Source organism: Streptococcus oralis (assembly GCF_026782345.1).
Classification (GTDB): domain Bacteria; phylum Bacillota; class Bacilli; order Lactobacillales; family Streptococcaceae; genus Streptococcus; species Streptococcus oralis_CK.
In genome coordinates this window covers 45,302-60,628 of record NZ_JAKUWI010000001.1, presented here as the reverse complement: position 1 = coordinate 60,628, position 15,327 = coordinate 45,302, and the positions used below count along the sequence as shown (strand labels likewise).

The 15,327-nt window shown below is 38.3% G+C and carries 17 protein-coding genes and 1 tRNA gene; 7 read left to right on the top strand and 11 right to left on the bottom strand.

The features are described 5' to 3' along the window. Positions 1-17 precede the first annotated feature (17 nt). Positions 18-90, top strand: a tRNA-Lys gene (locus MK405_RS00355). An 83-nt stretch (positions 91-173) separates the two neighbouring features. On the opposite strand, the gene MK405_RS00350 is transcribed toward MK405_RS00355, so the two are convergent. From MK405_RS00350 to MK405_RS00335, 4 genes are read right to left on the bottom strand one after another with little or no spacing between them, the layout of a single operon-like run. Further along, on the bottom strand, positions 174-1,313 hold the full coding sequence (locus MK405_RS00350; RefSeq protein ID WP_002896712.1) for a site-specific integrase: 1,140 nt from the start codon (positions 1,311-1,313) through the stop codon (positions 174-176). Between the two features lies 1 nt (position 1,314). Then, on the bottom strand, positions 1,315-1,503 hold the full coding sequence (locus tag MK405_RS00345) for a DUF3173 domain-containing protein (RefSeq protein ID WP_268703993.1): 189 nt from the start codon (positions 1,501-1,503) through the stop codon (positions 1,315-1,317). A gap of 11 nt (positions 1,504-1,514) precedes the next feature. Continuing rightward, the gene (locus MK405_RS00340) at positions 1,515-2,492 is read right to left on the bottom strand and encodes a replication initiation protein (RefSeq protein WP_268703992.1); all 978 of its coding nucleotides are present in this window, start codon (positions 2,490-2,492) and stop codon (positions 1,515-1,517) included. 45 nt (positions 2,493-2,537) lie between these two features. Next, positions 2,538-2,720 carry a hypothetical protein gene (locus MK405_RS00335; RefSeq protein WP_003009863.1) on the bottom strand — a complete coding sequence of 61 codons (183 nt, stop codon included), beginning with the start codon at positions 2,718-2,720 and terminating at the stop codon, positions 2,538-2,540. Between the two features lie 207 nt (positions 2,721-2,927). Between MK405_RS00335 and MK405_RS00330 the strand changes: the two genes are divergently transcribed. From MK405_RS00330 to MK405_RS00310, 5 genes are all read left to right on the top strand, one after another. Next, complete coding sequence (locus MK405_RS00330) at positions 2,928-3,440, top strand: helix-turn-helix domain-containing protein (protein ID WP_268703990.1); 513 nt, start codon at positions 2,928-2,930, stop codon at positions 3,438-3,440. 223 nt (positions 3,441-3,663) lie between these two features. Next, positions 3,664-4,179, top strand: a complete 516-nt coding sequence (locus MK405_RS00325; protein WP_061586782.1) for a DUF308 domain-containing protein — start codon at positions 3,664-3,666, stop codon at positions 4,177-4,179. 767 nt (positions 4,180-4,946) lie between these two features. Then, positions 4,947-5,552 carry a DUF1269 domain-containing protein gene (locus MK405_RS00320; RefSeq protein ID WP_268703989.1) on the top strand — a complete coding sequence of 202 codons (606 nt, stop codon included), beginning with the start codon at positions 4,947-4,949 and terminating at the stop codon, positions 5,550-5,552. Positions 5,553-6,071: 519 nt separating this feature from the next. Continuing rightward, positions 6,072-6,524 (top strand): hypothetical protein, encoded by a 453-nt coding sequence (locus MK405_RS00315; protein WP_049549759.1) that lies wholly within the window; start codon positions 6,072-6,074, stop codon positions 6,522-6,524. Between the two features lie 313 nt (positions 6,525-6,837). Further along, a complete protein-coding gene (locus MK405_RS00310; RefSeq protein ID WP_268703988.1) occupies positions 6,838-7,983 on the top strand; it encodes a low temperature requirement protein A in 1,146 nt (381 codons plus the stop codon). A gap of 519 nt (positions 7,984-8,502) precedes the next feature. Here the strand turns inward: MK405_RS00310 and MK405_RS00305 are convergent. Together MK405_RS00305 and MK405_RS00300 are read right to left on the bottom strand one after the other, a co-directional pair. Beyond that, a complete protein-coding gene (locus MK405_RS00305; RefSeq protein WP_025171841.1) occupies positions 8,503-9,762 on the bottom strand; it encodes a S41 family peptidase in 1,260 nt (419 codons plus the stop codon). Between the two features lie 79 nt (positions 9,763-9,841). Further along, positions 9,842-10,297: a GNAT family N-acetyltransferase gene (locus tag MK405_RS00300; RefSeq protein ID WP_025171842.1), complete on the bottom strand. Its 456-nt coding sequence runs from the start codon at positions 10,295-10,297 to the stop codon at positions 9,842-9,844. Between the two features lie 69 nt (positions 10,298-10,366). On the opposite strand from MK405_RS00300, the gene MK405_RS00295 reads away from it, so the two are divergent. Further along, complete coding sequence (locus MK405_RS00295) at positions 10,367-11,026, top strand: prepilin peptidase (protein ID WP_268703987.1); 660 nt, start codon at positions 10,367-10,369, stop codon at positions 11,024-11,026. On the opposite strand, the gene trpA is transcribed toward MK405_RS00295, so the two are convergent. The 5 genes from trpA to trpD are packed head-to-tail and all read right to left on the bottom strand — an operon-like array spanning position 10,998 to position 15,322. Continuing rightward, positions 10,998-11,774 (bottom strand): tryptophan synthase subunit alpha, encoded by a 777-nt coding sequence (trpA, locus tag MK405_RS00290; protein ID WP_268703986.1) that lies wholly within the window; start codon positions 11,772-11,774, stop codon positions 10,998-11,000. The genes MK405_RS00295 and trpA overlap by 29 nt on opposite strands. After that, positions 11,767-12,990 carry a tryptophan synthase subunit beta gene (gene trpB / locus MK405_RS00285; RefSeq protein WP_212576526.1) on the bottom strand — a complete coding sequence of 408 codons (1,224 nt, stop codon included), beginning with the start codon at positions 12,988-12,990 and terminating at the stop codon, positions 11,767-11,769. Before trpB ends, trpA begins: the two co-directional genes overlap by 8 nt. Beyond that, complete coding sequence (locus MK405_RS00280) at positions 12,968-13,567, bottom strand: phosphoribosylanthranilate isomerase (protein ID WP_212576527.1); 600 nt, start codon at positions 13,565-13,567, stop codon at positions 12,968-12,970. Before MK405_RS00280 ends, trpB begins: the two co-directional genes overlap by 23 nt. After that, entirely contained in the window at positions 13,554-14,321 is a 768-nt protein-coding gene (gene trpC, locus MK405_RS00275; protein ID WP_212576528.1) for an indole-3-glycerol phosphate synthase TrpC, read from the bottom strand. Before trpC ends, MK405_RS00280 begins: the two co-directional genes overlap by 14 nt. Continuing rightward, a complete protein-coding gene (trpD, locus tag MK405_RS00270) occupies positions 14,318-15,322 on the bottom strand; it encodes an anthranilate phosphoribosyltransferase (RefSeq protein ID WP_212576529.1) in 1,005 nt (334 codons plus the stop codon). Before trpD ends, trpC begins: the two co-directional genes overlap by 4 nt. Between the last annotated feature and the right edge of the window lie 5 nt (positions 15,323-15,327).

The window sequence follows — 15,327 nt, the reverse complement described above, 5'->3', positions numbered from 1 at the left end:
AATACAGCTTTTTCTTTGCCTCCTTAGCTCAGTTGGTAGAGCAGTAGACTCTTAATCTATGGGTCGCAGGTTCGAGCCCTGCAGGGGGCATCTAAACAACAGGAAAAGCCTTGATTGCAAGGCTTTTTTGCTTGTCTATAACTGATTTGCCCCATCATTTGCCCCACATTTTTTTATGAGCAATCTTTCCAGACATCTCTAATTTGATTAAATTCCTCAAAAATTTTCTCTTCTAAAGTGTGTCCATATACTTCTACTAACATTGAAATATCTCTATGCCCTAGAATTTTTGCAATAACTCCAAGGTCAAATCCTTTGTGCCAGAGGTAGCTTCCATAGGTATGACGTGCTCCTTTTGTCGTGATAATTGGATAAATATCTAATTCATTTAAAAGAACACTCAAAGCTTTATTGACACTTGCAATGTCTGGTACCAAGTGAATATATCCATAATGCTGAAAAATCATTTTATACCTATTCTTGATTCCTAGCTCTTTATTAGCCTTCTCTTGTTCAATTTTTAGGACTTGTAATATCTTGATACATTCTTCGTCTATCGGTACCACCCGAATAGACGTTTTGTTTTTTGGAGGGACAAATTTATGAGTAAGGGTATTAAACCTCCTATATGTTTTTAGCAGTCCTCTGTCAAAGTCAACTTCATTCCAAGTTAACGCTATTAACTCTCCAAACCTCATACCTGTTTTTAATAGAAAATAGACGATATAAGGAACAATTGAATGTTGGTAATCAAATTTTCTCTTTACTGCTAAAAGTAAATCCAGATAGTCCTTTTCTGTATGTAAATATTTCTCTTCTGTCATCTGTTGTTCTTTGGATGAAAATAACTCGACATGTTGTGTAAAATCATCTATTAGAACTTTATCGGCAATGGCCATTTGGATGCTCTGATGAATCCCAGTATTCAATCTACCTAGAAAATTTCTACCAACTGTTTGTCCATACTTATTCATAATTCTTTGGTATTCACTCGCACGAATTTGAGTGACTTTTTTATTTCCAAATAATCTTTCAATTGTGTTTTTACGGAGAAGATATTTTTTCTTTGTTTCTTCCGACCTACTACTCGGTAGAATTTTTAATTCAAGCCATTCTTGATATAGATCTACAAGAGAAATATCTCTAGAAATTCTTTTCCCTAAACGGAGTTCTTGCAGAATCGGTTCAGCTTCTGACTCTGCAAGTTTTTTTGTTTTAAAACCGCTATTATGAGCAACAGTTTTTCCTTCGCTACGAATTTCATAGGTCCATAAATTACTATCTCCTCGCTTTCGGTAACGAACACTTGCCATATTACGCCACCTCTGTTCCTAGAATCTCATTTACAACACTTTTTGGAACAACCATCAAACGTTTGCGATTATAAAATGTATGGCCTCGTGATACAAGTAATTCTCTTGCCTGATGAATGATATCATTCGCTGTATGAGGGCGATAGCCCATTTCAATTAATTCTTTGTTACTAATTAAGTTATGATCCATAGTTATCCTCCTTATTTATTTTCTAAATTCAGAAACTCACCTACAAGTAGTTGTAATTCTGCATTTAATTTAGGGAGATTCTGTATTAATACTTCTTTTAATTCTTCCGCAAATTGGTTCGTTTCTTCTCTCAATAGTTTGCGGACTCTTGTTTTTTTCTTTTTGATGCTGTCTGATTTTAAATTTGGAAAAGCCAATGACAACAGTTCAGGATTGTTGAGAAAGATAATTGTAAATGCTCTTTGATCCACTCGAATATGTTCTAGCTTATAAAATCCGAAATTATCAAGTCGATTCATAATATCTTGGACCATCTCCTCACCAATCGCTTTGGTTCTAAGTTGGAACTCCAGTCTCCACCAAAACGGATTTACAGCCAAATCTAGCTTCTCTTCGCGCTTGTGAGCAATGATTTCTTTATTCTTATCATACAACCTAACTTGTACATTACTACCGCTAGAACCCCAATATTTCGTCTCTAATTCACCCCCTCTACCATAAAAGACCTTATGGGTAACACCACCTTTAATATGTTGCAAATTAACGATTGCAGGCCTGTTGAAAATGTCAAATGCCAAATCAAAACGAGACAAACGTACTGTCAATGAATTCAATCTAGCAAAGTACATTAATTGTCTCCATACTTTCATTCCATCAAATTCTTTTAAAGTATTAGGATTGAAATCAATTCGAATCAATTGTTCACCTCCATAAATGGATAATTGGAAAAATATAATATTGATCGAATCATACTCATTAAAAACTTTAGCTAAAGTAAAGACATCATCTCGTACGTTATCATATAGTTCAAATGAATCAACTCTTGTACTTGTTGCCTGTTTCAGATTTTTGAAAATTCGTCTTAGGGAGCCAGTGTCTGTATCCCAGATAACTGTTAATCTATCAATACTGACATCTAACCGCTGTACTAATTCTCCTACATCACATCGTTCTTGAATGCTTCTTAAATCTTGTATAGAAACCAACAAAATTGTCCCCCCTTCTTTTAGATTTTTTAGTCCTCAGAAACACCGTCAAATCAACGTTTGCTCGTTCCGTCGTTCTTTGGGCGTTGCCCTAAGTGTCCCTTTTTGCTGGCTGTTAGAATAGCCAGCTTTTGCTTGGCTAGAAATTGTCTGGACGGCAGTCTGCAGGACTTCGCCTGACTTCCCGTCAGGCTCGTCCCTTGTCCTTGTCCACACAATTTCTAGCTCCAAGGCTTCGAATAGTCATAAGTCATAGTCTCGTCCTCAACTTCCTCCCCACTCACCAATCCTAAACTTACGAGCTATTTTGTATTATTTATAACTTATTTATAAGTTATAAATATATTTTATAAAAAATATTTTAATTAGTCAACTAAAAACTTGATTTGTAAGTTTATAGGTGATAAAATAAGTTAAAAATAAAAATAGGAGTTTCCCATGACCTTTATTATTCAAAATTTTGGACCCAATTTGGCACGACTACGCATAGAAAAAGGAGTAAGCCAAACTCAACTAGCTGAAGATTTAGGAATCGGTAAACAGTCCATCTCTGATTACGAAAAACAAAAAAGCTATCCTACCTTTGCAAATTTGGATAAGATAGCAGAATATTTTAATGCAACTCCAACCCAACTCTTTGGAACGAGTAAAGAGATTGAGTTAGAAAAGAGTGTTCTTGAATCTAATGAATACTCTGATAAAGTAAGTGAAATCTTAAAAGCTGTTAAATACATCGAGCATTTCCTACATACTGATGGACAGTACTTAGAGGATTTACTTTACCTAACAAGAGGCAACCAACTATACACAGAAGATGGAAAAGAGTTGTATATTGATCCAACTTCTCAGAAAAGAACACTTCATAACCAATATGAACCTGGTTTTATTGTAGCAAGGGATAAATCTCCACTAGAACTCTTAATTGAAAATAAGGAATTGTTTGATAAATAGAAAAAGCGAGGATAACCTCGCTTCAGATTGAAGTTAAAATCTTTAGAAGACACTTTTATAAGGACTTTGTCTTCAATCTGTGAAAAGGAGTGAAAACTCCTTTTCTTTTTGTAAGTCAGACTGAAACTTCCAAATTGTTTATTTATTTTATTGACATTTTCTATAAAAATAAGTACAATAGTCTTATTACCAAACTATACTATACTATATAGGGGGTATTGAAATGAAATTTTCTAATCGTTTACTGCTATTCCTTGCAGGAGTTGTTTTTGTCCTTTTAGGACTTTTCCTATTTACAAACCCAGTAGCTAATCTTGTTGCTTACAGCTGGTGGATTGCATTTGGTTTACTGGTTTCTTCTATAGCAGCTATTTTAGGCTATTTCTCTGCACCAAAAGAGCTTCGCTCACCTGTTTATCTTTTCCAAGGATTTGTTAGTCTTCTCTTAGCTCTTTACCTCGTTGCTTATGGCTTTGTGACCCTGCCGGTCGTCATTCCGACCATTGTAGGAATTTGGTTAATTGTAGAAGCCATTATTGCTTTCTTTAAAGGCAATCGTCTAGGATTGATTTTCCCTATTATTGGTAGCAATATCACGTGGGTAGCCTTGCTTGCATTTTTACTAGGTCTAGTGATTCTGTTCAATCCAGTGGCTACAGGTGTCTTTGTCGTTTATGTCATTGCCTTTTCATTTTTAGTTACTGGCTTCACCTACATTATTGAGGCCTTTCGTAAATAGTCTAGTTGCTATTTCTATCGCATTCAAAAAAGCTGGGAAATCATATTCTCAGCTTTTTCGTCTCTTTAATTATCACTTTTTCGCATTCCATTCTGCGTAGAATTGCTCTAAGTATTCTTCCAAAAAGTGATGGCATAGTGCTCTAGCATTCGATAAGTTGCAATAATAACCGGTCGAGAACGGGGCATCGACTCAATCATACCGAAAATAAAAGAGCGAATGTTATCTGCAAAAAGAAAGCTTAGATTCTTTGCGATTTCAACAAAAAAAGCACTGTTTGTACTGACCCCAAAAAGTTAGACAAGTAATTTAAGTGAAGGATTTAGTTCTGTATTTCACAGGACTAATGTAAGTGGCTCATTTGGACTATCCTCCTGTTTTGTTTTGTCACTTACAGTATAGTCCTTTTAGGCTTTTCTTGTATTTTGAGTTTAACTAGCACCACGGGTATTATTTTTCCTTTTACTTACCAGATAGAAGTTAAAACTTAATTGAAAAGAACCATTTAATTTAACTAATGCATGTTCTTAAAATTTCCTAAGTCTACCAACAGCTCTATCTAAATCTTTCTTTTTAATCAAAATTTTAAAATTGCCTAATTTATAGAATATAAGTTTTTAAATAAAAATTTAATCTTTTTGTAATATATTGTATATTGCATAAAAGATTATTGTATGCTACAATTCACCTTGTGTAGCAGTAGTTTGTACTACTAAATATAGGAGATTTTATTCTATCTCTATAAAGTAATAAAGGAGTGTAAGCCCATGGAAAATGTTGTTGTCTCAATTTTTCATATTGAAAGTGAAGCCTTTCAGGCCTTTTCAGAATTAAAACAGTTTGTTCAAACTGAAAATACCAAATTAGCTCAGGCTTCAATTGTAAAAACTGAAAATGGTGTTGTTAACGTCAAAGATAGCTTTGATTTGATGAATTCCCTAGGAGATGATTATTTCGAAGGCGGATTAATTGGTAGTTTAATCGGAATTTTAGGTGGACCATTAGGTGTTCTCTTTGGTTTTGCTACTGGTGGAGCAATTGGCGCCTCCGTTGGTTCAGACAAAGAATTGATCAATTCGGCATTAATTACAACCGTTAGTAAAAAGTTGACTAATGGCGAAGTAGCTATTATTGCACTTGTACAAGAAAATGATGAATCTGTTTTAAATGCTATTTTTGAAAAGTATCAGGTTGACATTGCTAGATGGGATGTCGCTACTGTTGCGGCAGAGATAGAGTCAGCTCTCAAAATTCAAGAAGATTTAGAGCATCAAGCTAAAGCTCGCTTAATTGCGGATAAAAAAGAAGCTCGTCGTGAAAAATTTGATAAATTGAAAGCTAATATTAAAGAGAAATTTTCGAAAAAAAATTAACAGACTGAAGAGACTGAGGTAAAAAGATTTCGATTTTTGAAAATCTTTACTATTAAGCTATTTAAATAAATGGTTTAAATTAATAAAAAAGCGACCAAACGGAGTTTTCTGGCACTTAAACTTCTGTTTGTTCGCTTTTTATGTTAGTCATGTAAATTTGTAGCTAATTTACATGACTTTTCTATATTCTCTAATAATAGGCACTGATGATTTATCATAGGTACACTGGTCTCCTGAATCAAAGCTTATAGAGTTATGGTTCGTCTGGCTACGAGGGTCAACATATATAGGTATTATAGGTTTTCTAACCAAATGTGAGTCATTCGTTTTTGCCCCACTTTTGCCCCATTTTTAAATCATGACATTGAAAATACCTAAAAGTACCTTCCGAAAATCATCTATATTTCAATATTTTTGATTACTTTCAATATGAAAATTTCATACAAATTCATGCAGGGGGCATCTAAATACAACAGGAAAAGCCTTGGAATCAGGGCTTTTTTTGTGTCCTCCCTACTTATGTCCCATCAACAGATGCTCAAGATATATTTTGTGTGTAAAAAAATTCTTTTGCTCCTCTACGAAAAACAAAAAAGCTATCCTACCTTTGCAAATTTGGATAAGATAGCAGAATATTTTAATGCAACTCCAACCCAACTCTTTGGAACGAGTAAAGAGATTGAGTTAGAAAAGAGTGTTCTTGAATCTAATGAATACTCTGATAAAGTAAGTGAAATCTTAAAGGCTGTCAAATACATCGAGCATTTCCTACATACTGATGGACAGTACTTAGAGGATTTACTTTACCTAACAAGAGGCAACCAACTATACACAGAAGATGGAAAAGAGTTGTATATTGATCCAACTTCTCAGAAAAGAACACTTCATACCCAATATGAACCTGGTTTTATTGAAGCAAGAGATAAATCTCCACTAGAACTCTTAATTGAAAATAAGGAGCTATTAGATTAAATAAAAAAAGCGAGTTTTAGGCTCGCTTTTTCTATTGTATAATCTTATTCTTCAGTTCTTCCGGTTGCTTAGTTGCATTGAACTCAACTCGTTTTGTTGTTCCATCTTTCTCAGTATGATAATAACTTGAATGTTTCAACACCCATTCTTTATTACCAATCATCAAACACTCCGCCTGTAAGTTGGTACATGAGGTAAATGTGTCCAAGGTTTTTACAATTCGCGCCACATAAAGTTATTTAAGCATCTCCTTTTCTCTCATTACCATTTTCTGTTATAATAAATTGTACTTCTAAAATAGAAAGGTCTTAAGATGACAACTCTTATTAAACATAAACGTGTAGAATTTTCAGAACTTTTTTATGACTTAGTTTTTGTTTTTGCAATTTCAAAAGTAACTACTTTAATTGACCATCTTCATAACGGTATTTTGACATGGAATTCTTTCCTTGATTTTTTCATTGCTACTTTGGTTCTCATCGATTCCTGGATGATTCAAACCGATTATACCAATCGCTATGGAAAGAACTCTTTATTTAACATAGTAATCATGTTTATCAAAATGGGAATTTTACTCTTTATAGCCAATATGATTGGACCTGATTGGCAACAATATTTTCATTATCTCTGTTGGGCTATTGGTACATTAACCCTTACCTTATTTTTTCAATATTTGGTTGAATTTTTTAGAAAATCAACCGATGATGTTAATCGGGAAAGTATCAAAGGTTTTCTATGGATAACAGGTCTAGGAAGTTTAGGAGTCTACCTAGCAGCTCTTCTTCCTATTTACGTTAGAGTCTATATCTTATTTGCTAGTATTCTGCTAACATTTATTATGCCAAGTATCTTGCTTAATAAAGATAAGCATTACCAGGTAAATCTCCCCCATTTAATCGAGCGCATCTCCCTTCTTGTCATTATTACGTTTGGAGAGATGATTACGGAGCTAGCTAACCTCTTTACAATCGAGAATTTCTCGATTTATTCGGTTCTTTATTTCATTATTATGATTTCTCTGTTCTTGTTTTATTTTGGTCAATTCGACCATGCTATTGATCAAAAATCTAATCAAAAGGGGCTATTTCTAATTTACAGTCACTATCCTATTTTCATTGGACTTATGATGATGACTGTATCGATGGGCTTTCTTCAGAATCCTGAAGCTAATCGTCTCTTTGCAACCAGCTTCTCTTATATCGGATTTGGCCTCTTTCAAGCTGCTGTCCTAGTAAATGGGCCCCATAACAAACACTATCTTCGCTATTCGAAAAGTTACTACTGTGTCCAAGCGACACTCTATCTGGCTGCCTTGATTCTCTCTTTAATCTTTGCTTCTAATCCTATAATAGTAGTGAGTATAACAACCATTTTAGCTCTAGCTATAGCCATTCATTTTATTTATTTTTATGTGACACAGAATAAAAAATATTCCAAATCTAACTGGGGATTATTTTAATGAGTTTATAACATTAAAAAGCCTTGGGAACCAAGGCTTTTTTTCATTAATTTGTTTTTCCATTTTATCCTCCAATTTGATCTCGCACTGACATTTATTTATAACAAAACTATATATCTAGAATAGCATAATCATTAGGTATTATAGGTTTTCAAACAAAATACGAGTCATTCGTTTTTGCCCCACTTTTGCCCCATTTTTAAATCCTGACATTGAAAACACCTAAAAGTATTTCCCTAAAATCAGCTATATTTCAACATTTTTGTTTATTTTCAATATGAAAAGTTCTTACAAATCCATGCAGGGGGCATCTAAATACAACAGGAAAAGCCTTGAATTCAAGGCTTTTTTGTATCCTCCCTACTTCTATTCCATCAATAGATACTCAAGATATATTTGGTGTGTAAAAAAAATTCTTTTGCCCCTCAGTGATACAATCATTTTACTCAATTACAAACAGATCGAAAGCAAAAGACTTAGCTCTATTTCATACAGAACTAAGTCTTTTATTTAAACAATCTAATGTTTCCTCTTCATCTCGATCAACTCCAGACATTTATCTAGATCTACATCTCGTTCAAAATGTGCAGGAGTCCAAGGGACTTCTATATCAGGAAGAACACCTTTGTCCGTCATCCCTTTGCCTTTATCTATAGCCAACCAGCGAGAAGTTGGGAACATCAAAAAGTAATCATCATAATCCACCTTGCAACAATTTGAGTAGTCTAAAATACCAAGCGTTGGACGCCCGATAACTGTTACTTTCTTAAAATCCTTCATCATCTTGACAAAATTATCTCCTGATGATGCACAATAAATATCTGACAAAACAAAAATCTGCTCTGGATAGTGACCACCCTTAACACCTGGAAAAAGCGCGTCCTGATCATCCTGATACCGAACATAGCCTTTCCCTCGATTTTGGAGTAAATTATTACGAAAATCTTCAAGCAGTTTCACCGTATCAGGACTGATATTTTCTTGTTGAAGCCATAATTCAAAGTCTTTTAAGCGTCGATCGACATTTCCTTCTGTATAGAGAATTTCCATTCCATCATCCTGTAAATCAAGAGTGTCATAGCCTTTCCCTTCCTCCAAGCCAAGGTGTAAGAGCGGAAAATACAAAGAATCCGTGCCCCCATTGTTGTAACGGATATCTATAATAAGAGTTTCTATCTCAGCAATCTTCTGCAAGCACTCTTGGTATAAACGGTTAATCGCTTCTTCATCCATAAAATTATCTAAGCGTAGATAGAGGATATCTGACTCCAACTCTTTCCAAAAGAGCTGAGCTTTTTGAGCTTGCTGGCTAGCACGAACTGTAATAGACATTTCCTGCCCATCTCGCAAGACGGTCACTTGCTCTGCCATCAGTAGCAAATCTGCCCATTCTCGGTATCGTCTTTCTGGAGTCAGACTAATAAAGTAATTTGGGTGTTGCAAAGCTACTTGCTCCAAGCTCATTCCATCCAGACCGAGGATTCGATCCCCCACTCGGAGGCCTGTATCTTGGTTTGCTTCCTCGACAAACATTTCCTGCTCACTTATCCTCAAAAGAAAACCTTTCGGACCTGATTTTTTATCATGAAAAGAAACATGCCCAATAATCCCAAAACTAGCAAGATAAGTCCTGACTTGATAGAGAAATTCTTGCTCAGTCATATCATCTGTAATCTTTTCTAGAAAAGGCTGAGAGTTGCACCCTTTGCGATCTTTTACTGTAGATGAATCATGTGTCATAATCCAAACAATGTCTTTAAAAATATCTGTTTTTTTCATACGAGCCATCCCTTCTACCGTTAAAATAGTATAGCCTTCTTCACAGCGAAAAAGGAGTTTTTACTACAAAGTCAATCTGCTATCCGCCCTTTTTCATGATGTATTTTCGTATAGGTGTTTCAACCATTTGAACGATTTCAAATCCTTCTTTTTGATACAGATGCTTTGCTGCTTGATTTGACTCAAAGACTGTTAGAGAAATACTGGCAATTTCTTCATTTTCAAACATTAATTGAATAAAGTCCTTAAAAGCCTGGCTACCTAATCCTTGCCCCTGTTTCTGAGGGTTGATAAAAAATCTCCCGATATGAAGATTCCTGTCTTCTAGCCTGATTTTCTGGATAAGCCCCACAAATTCTTGTTCATCAAATATTGAAAAGATTCCTTCCAAATCTTGCAAGACTTGAATTGTTAAGGGAAAAGGAATCATTGATCCCATCCATTGTTCTTGAAAGGATTTGCCAAGGGAATTAGACCATTGGCATACGAGCTGTGCATTTTCTGTGCTCACATTTTCTTCAAAACGAATTGTCATCTTGACCTCACTATCTTGTTTATGTTTCTCCATTATACTACTTCTCCTATTTTTTACGAATAAATAAGTATGATTGATATTTATTTTTTTCTTGTCGGGAGCATTCTCGCTTCTTTCTTGGGTTTGGTCATTGACCGTTTTCCTGAGCAATCCATTATTCGACCAGCTAGCCACTGCGATTCCTGTCAGACTCGCTTGCGTCCCTTAGATTTGATTCCGATTATCTCTCAAGTAATTGGTCGCTTTCGCTGTCGCTACTGCAAGGCTCGCTATCCATTCTGGTATGCCCTCTTTGAACTCGGCTTAGGAATCCTCTTTCTAGCTTGGTCTTGGGGCTGGCTTTCCTTGGGTCAAATCATCCTCATCACTGCTGGCTCAACCTTGGGCATCTACGACTTTCGCCATCAGGAATATCCCTTAATGGTTTGGCTAACTTTCCACCTAATCCTCATGGCTTGCTCTGGTTGGAATCTGGTTATGGTCTTCTTTCTTGCCCTTGGAATCATGGCTCATTTTATCGATATCCGCATGGGCGCAGGGGATTTTCTCTTTCTGGCTTCTTGTTCGCTCGTCTTTAGCGTGACCGAATTACTCATCTTGATTCAGTTCGCTTCTGCGGCAGGGATTTTAGCCTTTCTTTCGAAAAAGAAAAAGGAAAGACTTCCTTTTGTGCCTTTCCTCTTACTTGCTGCTTGTTTGGTTATTTTTGGTAAGCTACTGCTTGTTTGATAAATTCCTGAATCGGCTCTCCTTGATGGAGGGCTTTTACAATTTTCGAACCAACGATAACGCCATCTGACACTGCATTAAAACGTTCCACATCATCCTGACTAGATACGCCAAAACCTGTCAAGACTGGGATGTCTGCTACTTGATGCAATTGTTCCAAGTGCTTGTCCAAGTCTGCATGGTAATTTCCTGATTTCCCTGTCACCCCATTGATGGCAACGGCATAGACAAAGCCTTCAGCTCCCTTGATCAACTCTTTCTGACGTTCAAGTCCTGTTGTTAAACTAACTAGGGGAATTAAAGCCATATCTGTGTCTGCCAAAAAAGGATCCACAAAATTGGTATGTTCATGAGGCAGGTCTGGGATAATCAATCCCTTAACGGCTGTATCTGTCAGATCTTTGACAAATTTCTCCACACCGTACTGAAAAAGGGGGTTAAAGTAGGTCATAATGACCAGCGGAATCTCTGTTTCAATGGTTTTCAAGGTTTCAACCAAAGTCTGGGTAGAAGTCCCATGGGCTAGACTGCGCAAGCCTGCTTCTTCGATCACAGGTCCATCTGCAACTGGGTCTGAAAAGGGAATGCCCACTTCAATAGCAGAAACACCCAAATCTTCTAGAAAGTGGATTGTTTCTCCTAGTCCATCCAAACCTTTCTCGTGGTCTCCAGCCATGATATAGGGAACGAAAATTCCTTTTCCAGCTGCTTTTATAGCATTCAATTTTTCTGTTAAAGTCTTAGGCATGCGCTTCTCCCTTCTTTGCTACATCTGCTTCCAAGCGGTCTTTAACTTGAACCACATCCTTGTCCCCACGTCCAGATAGGCAGACAATCATAGACTTGTCTGGTCCAAGTTCTTTGGCCAACTTCACTGCAAAAGCGATAGCATGGCTAGATTCCAAGGCTGGGATAATCCCTTCCACACGAGACAAGAGTTGGAATCCTTCCAAGGCTTCATCGTCTGTCACAGGAACATAGCTGGCACGTTTAATATCGTGGTAGTGAGAATGTTCTGGACCGATACCAGGATAGTCCAAACCTGCTGAGATAGAGAAGGCTTCAAGAATTTGACCATGCGCATCTTGGAGCACATCCATAAGAGAACCATGGAGAACACCTGGACGTCCCTTGGTCAAGGTCGCTGCGTGATGCTCTGTATCTACACCAAGTCCAGCTGCTTCAGCACCATACATGGCTACTGACTCATCTTCTACAAAGGGATGGAAGAGTCCGATAGCATTAGAACCACCACCAACACAAGCTACTAGGGCATCTGGTAAATCTTGGCCGGTCAAGTCACGGTACTGTTGTTTAGCCTCTCGCCCGATGACACTTTGGAAGTCACGAACAATTTCTGGGAAAGGATGAGGCCCCAAGGCAGAACCAAGGATATAGTGGGTATCATCGATATTTGTCACCCATGAACGAAGGGCTGCATTGACCGCATCCTTAAGCACGCGCGAACCATCTGTCACGGCCTCAACCTTAGCTCCCAAAAGCTCCATTCGGAACACATTAAGGGCTTGACGTTTAACATCCTCTTCACCCATATAGATGGTACATTCCATGTTGAAGAGTGCCGCAGCTGTTGCAGTTGCTACACCGTGCTGACCAGCACCTGTTTCTGCGATAATTTTCTTTTTACCCATGCGTTTAGCAAGCAAAACTTGTCCCAAGGCATTGTTAATCTTGTGGGCCCCTGTATGGTTAAGGTCTTCCCGTTTGAGGTAAATCTTGGCTCCGCCGATATGTTGGGTCAAGTTTTTTGCGTAGTAAAGAGGCGTTTCACGACCTACATACTGGCGCAAGAGTTGGTTTAATTCCTCTTGGAAACTGGGGTCTGCCTGACTTTCACGGTAGGCTTTTTCCAACTCCAAAACTGCTGTCATCAATGTTTCTGGGACGAAACGTCCGCCGAATTTTCCGTAAAATCCATCTTTATTTGGTTCTTGATATGCCATGCTTTACCCTCTCTATAAATCTTCTAATCTTTTCATGATCCTTTTGTCCATCTGTCTCCACTCCGCTTGATACATCTACTGCATAGGGAGTAAAGTGTTGAATTGCTTGTACTACATTGTCTTCATTAAGGCCACCTGCGATAAAGAAGGGCTGCGCTAGTCCTGTCGTATCCAGTTGACCCCAATCAAAGGTCTGGCCACTCCCTGCTACAGGGGCATCAAAGAGTAGATAGTCTGCCTGAGAATTGGGTACATGACCCTCTCCATCGACTTGAACAGCCTGAATGCTGGCACAAGGCAAATCCTCAAACAAACCATCTGCTACCTGACCATGAACTTGTACCAAGTCCAAGCCAACTTTGTCAATCGCTTCTAGCAGTTGAGCCCGACTTGGTGAAACAAATACGCCAACCTTTTGTACATCTGCAGGAATGAGCTTTGCCAGCTCTGTAGCCTCTTCCAAGGTCACCTGTCTTTTACTAGGTGCAAAGACAAAACCGATGTAGTCTGCCCCTGCTGATACAGCTGTTTTTACCGCTTCTTTGGTCAATAGTCCACAAATTTTAACCTTTGTCAATCTGCAACTCCTTGATTCTCTGGGCTACATCTTCTACCTGCATGAGCGCTGTTCCCACCAAAATTCCGTTAAAGTATGGTGCTACTCGTTCCGCATCCTGCCCTGTGAAAATGGCTGATTCAGAAATGTAATAGTTACCTTCCTCAAAGTGCTGGGCCAAGTCTACACTGGTCTGCAAATCGACCTCAAAGGTGGTCAAGTTGCGGTTATTAACCCCAATAATCTGAGCACCAAGTCTATGAGCCACTTCTAGTTCAGCTAGATTGTGAGTTTCCACCAAGACTTCCAGACCAAGCTCTGTCGCGTGGTCATACAGTTCCTTGAGTCGTTCTTCTGACAAGGCAGCCACGATGAGCAGGATAACTGTTGCACCGGCATTGCGAGCACGGATGATTTGCTTTTCATCGATGATAAAGTCCTTGTTGAGCGTCGGAATTCCTACCTGACTGGAAATCTCACGCAAATAATCCAAATGTCCTTTAAAGAAAACCTCATCTGTCAAAACTGAAATCATCACTGCTCCATTTGCTTCATAAGTCTGGGCCTGTTGCACAATATCCACATCGAGATTGATATCTCCCAGACTAGGGCTAGCCTTCTTGACCTCAGCGATTACCTGCAAACGGTCTTGATGTTTTTTTAAATAGTCAGCTAAGCTATAGGTCTTGCGCAAGGGCTGGACTTCCTCCAGCTCCATTTGCTCGACTTCACGCGCCTTCTGCTCTAAGATTCGTGCTAAAAATTCCTGACTCATTTTTGGTACTCCTGTAACAGTCTGAGTTTTTCAAGGGCCTGGCCACTAGCAATCACTTGACGGGCCAAGGCAACTCCTTCCTTGATACTATCAACCTTACCATTAGCATAGAAACCAAGACCAGCATTCAAGATTGTCGTTTCCAAGAATGGACTTGGTTCGTTTTGAAGAACGCTAAGCAAGATTTCTGCATTTTCCTGAGCATTTCCTCCTCGAATGTCTTCGATAGCGTAGCGTTCCATCCCCAAATCCTCTGGAGTGAAGCTTGACAAGGTGATTTCGCCATTTTCAAGAAGAGCAATCTTGGTTGTTCCGTTCAAGCCAGCTTCATCTAGCCCTTCTGGTCCAGCAACCACGATGGCACGTTTGCGGCCCATATTTTTCAAAACCTGAGCGGTACTTTCTAGCAGTTCTGGACGACTAATGCCAAGCAACTGTGTTTCCAAGGCCATTGGGTGAATCAGTGGACCAGTCAAGTTCATGATTGTTGGAATTCCCAATTCCAAACGTGCTGGCATGATGTATTTCATAGCTGGGTGCATATTTTTAGCAAAGAGAAAGACGATGCCAGTTTTATCAAAGACCTTACCTAGTTCAGCTGGTTTGAGGTCAAGATTGATGCCCAAGGCTTGAAGGACATCTGCAGAACCCGATTTAGAAGAAATCGAGCGGTTACCGTGCTTGGCCATATGAATGCCACCACCAGCCAAGACAAAGGCTGCAGTTGTCGAAATGTTAAAGCTGAAGGACTTGTCTCCACCAGTACCACAGTTGTCCATGGCATCATGTATCTCAGTTGGAATGTGTTGGGCATGTCCTCTCATGACTTGTGCAATGGCTGTGCGTTCTTCCGGTGTTTCCCCCTTCATCTTAAGGGCTAAAAGAAGAGAAGCAATCTGCGCTTCGGTTACACGTCCAGTCACGATACGCTCGATGACATCCGTCATTTCCACTCCTGATAAATGTTCAAATTTTGCTAGTTTTTCAATAATCTCTTTCATCCTAG

Bases quoted from the DNA above. Each gene is read 5' to 3' on its own strand.
- MK405_RS00350 (WP_002896712.1), bottom strand. From the start codon at position 1,313: ATGGCAAGTGTTCGTTACCGAAAGCGAGGAGATAGTAATTTATGGACC.
- MK405_RS00345 (WP_268703993.1), bottom strand. From the start codon at position 1,503: ATGGATCATAACTTAATTAGTAACAAAGAATTAATTGAAATGGGCTAT.
- MK405_RS00330 (WP_268703990.1), top strand. From the start codon at position 2,928: ATGACCTTTATTATTCAAAATTTTGGACCCAATTTGGCACGACTACGC.
- MK405_RS00325 (WP_061586782.1), top strand. From the start codon at position 3,664: ATGAAATTTTCTAATCGTTTACTGCTATTCCTTGCAGGAGTTGTTTTT.
- MK405_RS00320 (WP_268703989.1), top strand. From the start codon at position 4,947: ATGGAAAATGTTGTTGTCTCAATTTTTCATATTGAAAGTGAAGCCTTT.
- MK405_RS00315 (WP_049549759.1), top strand. From the start codon at position 6,072: ATGTCCCATCAACAGATGCTCAAGATATATTTTGTGTGTAAAAAAATT.
- MK405_RS00310 (WP_268703988.1), top strand. From the start codon at position 6,838: ATGACAACTCTTATTAAACATAAACGTGTAGAATTTTCAGAACTTTTT.
- MK405_RS00305 (WP_025171841.1), bottom strand. From the start codon at position 9,762: ATGAAAAAAACAGATATTTTTAAAGACATTGTTTGGATTATGACACAT.
- MK405_RS00300 (WP_025171842.1), bottom strand. From the start codon at position 10,297: ATGACAATTCGTTTTGAAGAAAATGTGAGCACAGAAAATGCACAGCTC.
- MK405_RS00295 (WP_268703987.1), top strand. From the start codon at position 10,367: ATGATTGATATTTATTTTTTTCTTGTCGGGAGCATTCTCGCTTCTTTC.
- trpA (WP_268703986.1), bottom strand. From the start codon at position 11,774: ATGCCTAAGACTTTAACAGAAAAATTGAATGCTATAAAAGCAGCTGGA.
- trpB (WP_212576526.1), bottom strand. From the start codon at position 12,990: ATGGCATATCAAGAACCAAATAAAGATGGATTTTACGGAAAATTCGGC.
- trpC (WP_212576528.1), bottom strand. From the start codon at position 14,321: ATGAGTCAGGAATTTTTAGCACGAATCTTAGAGCAGAAGGCGCGTGAA.
- trpD (WP_212576529.1), bottom strand. From the start codon at position 15,322: ATGAAAGAGATTATTGAAAAACTAGCAAAATTTGAACATTTATCAGGA.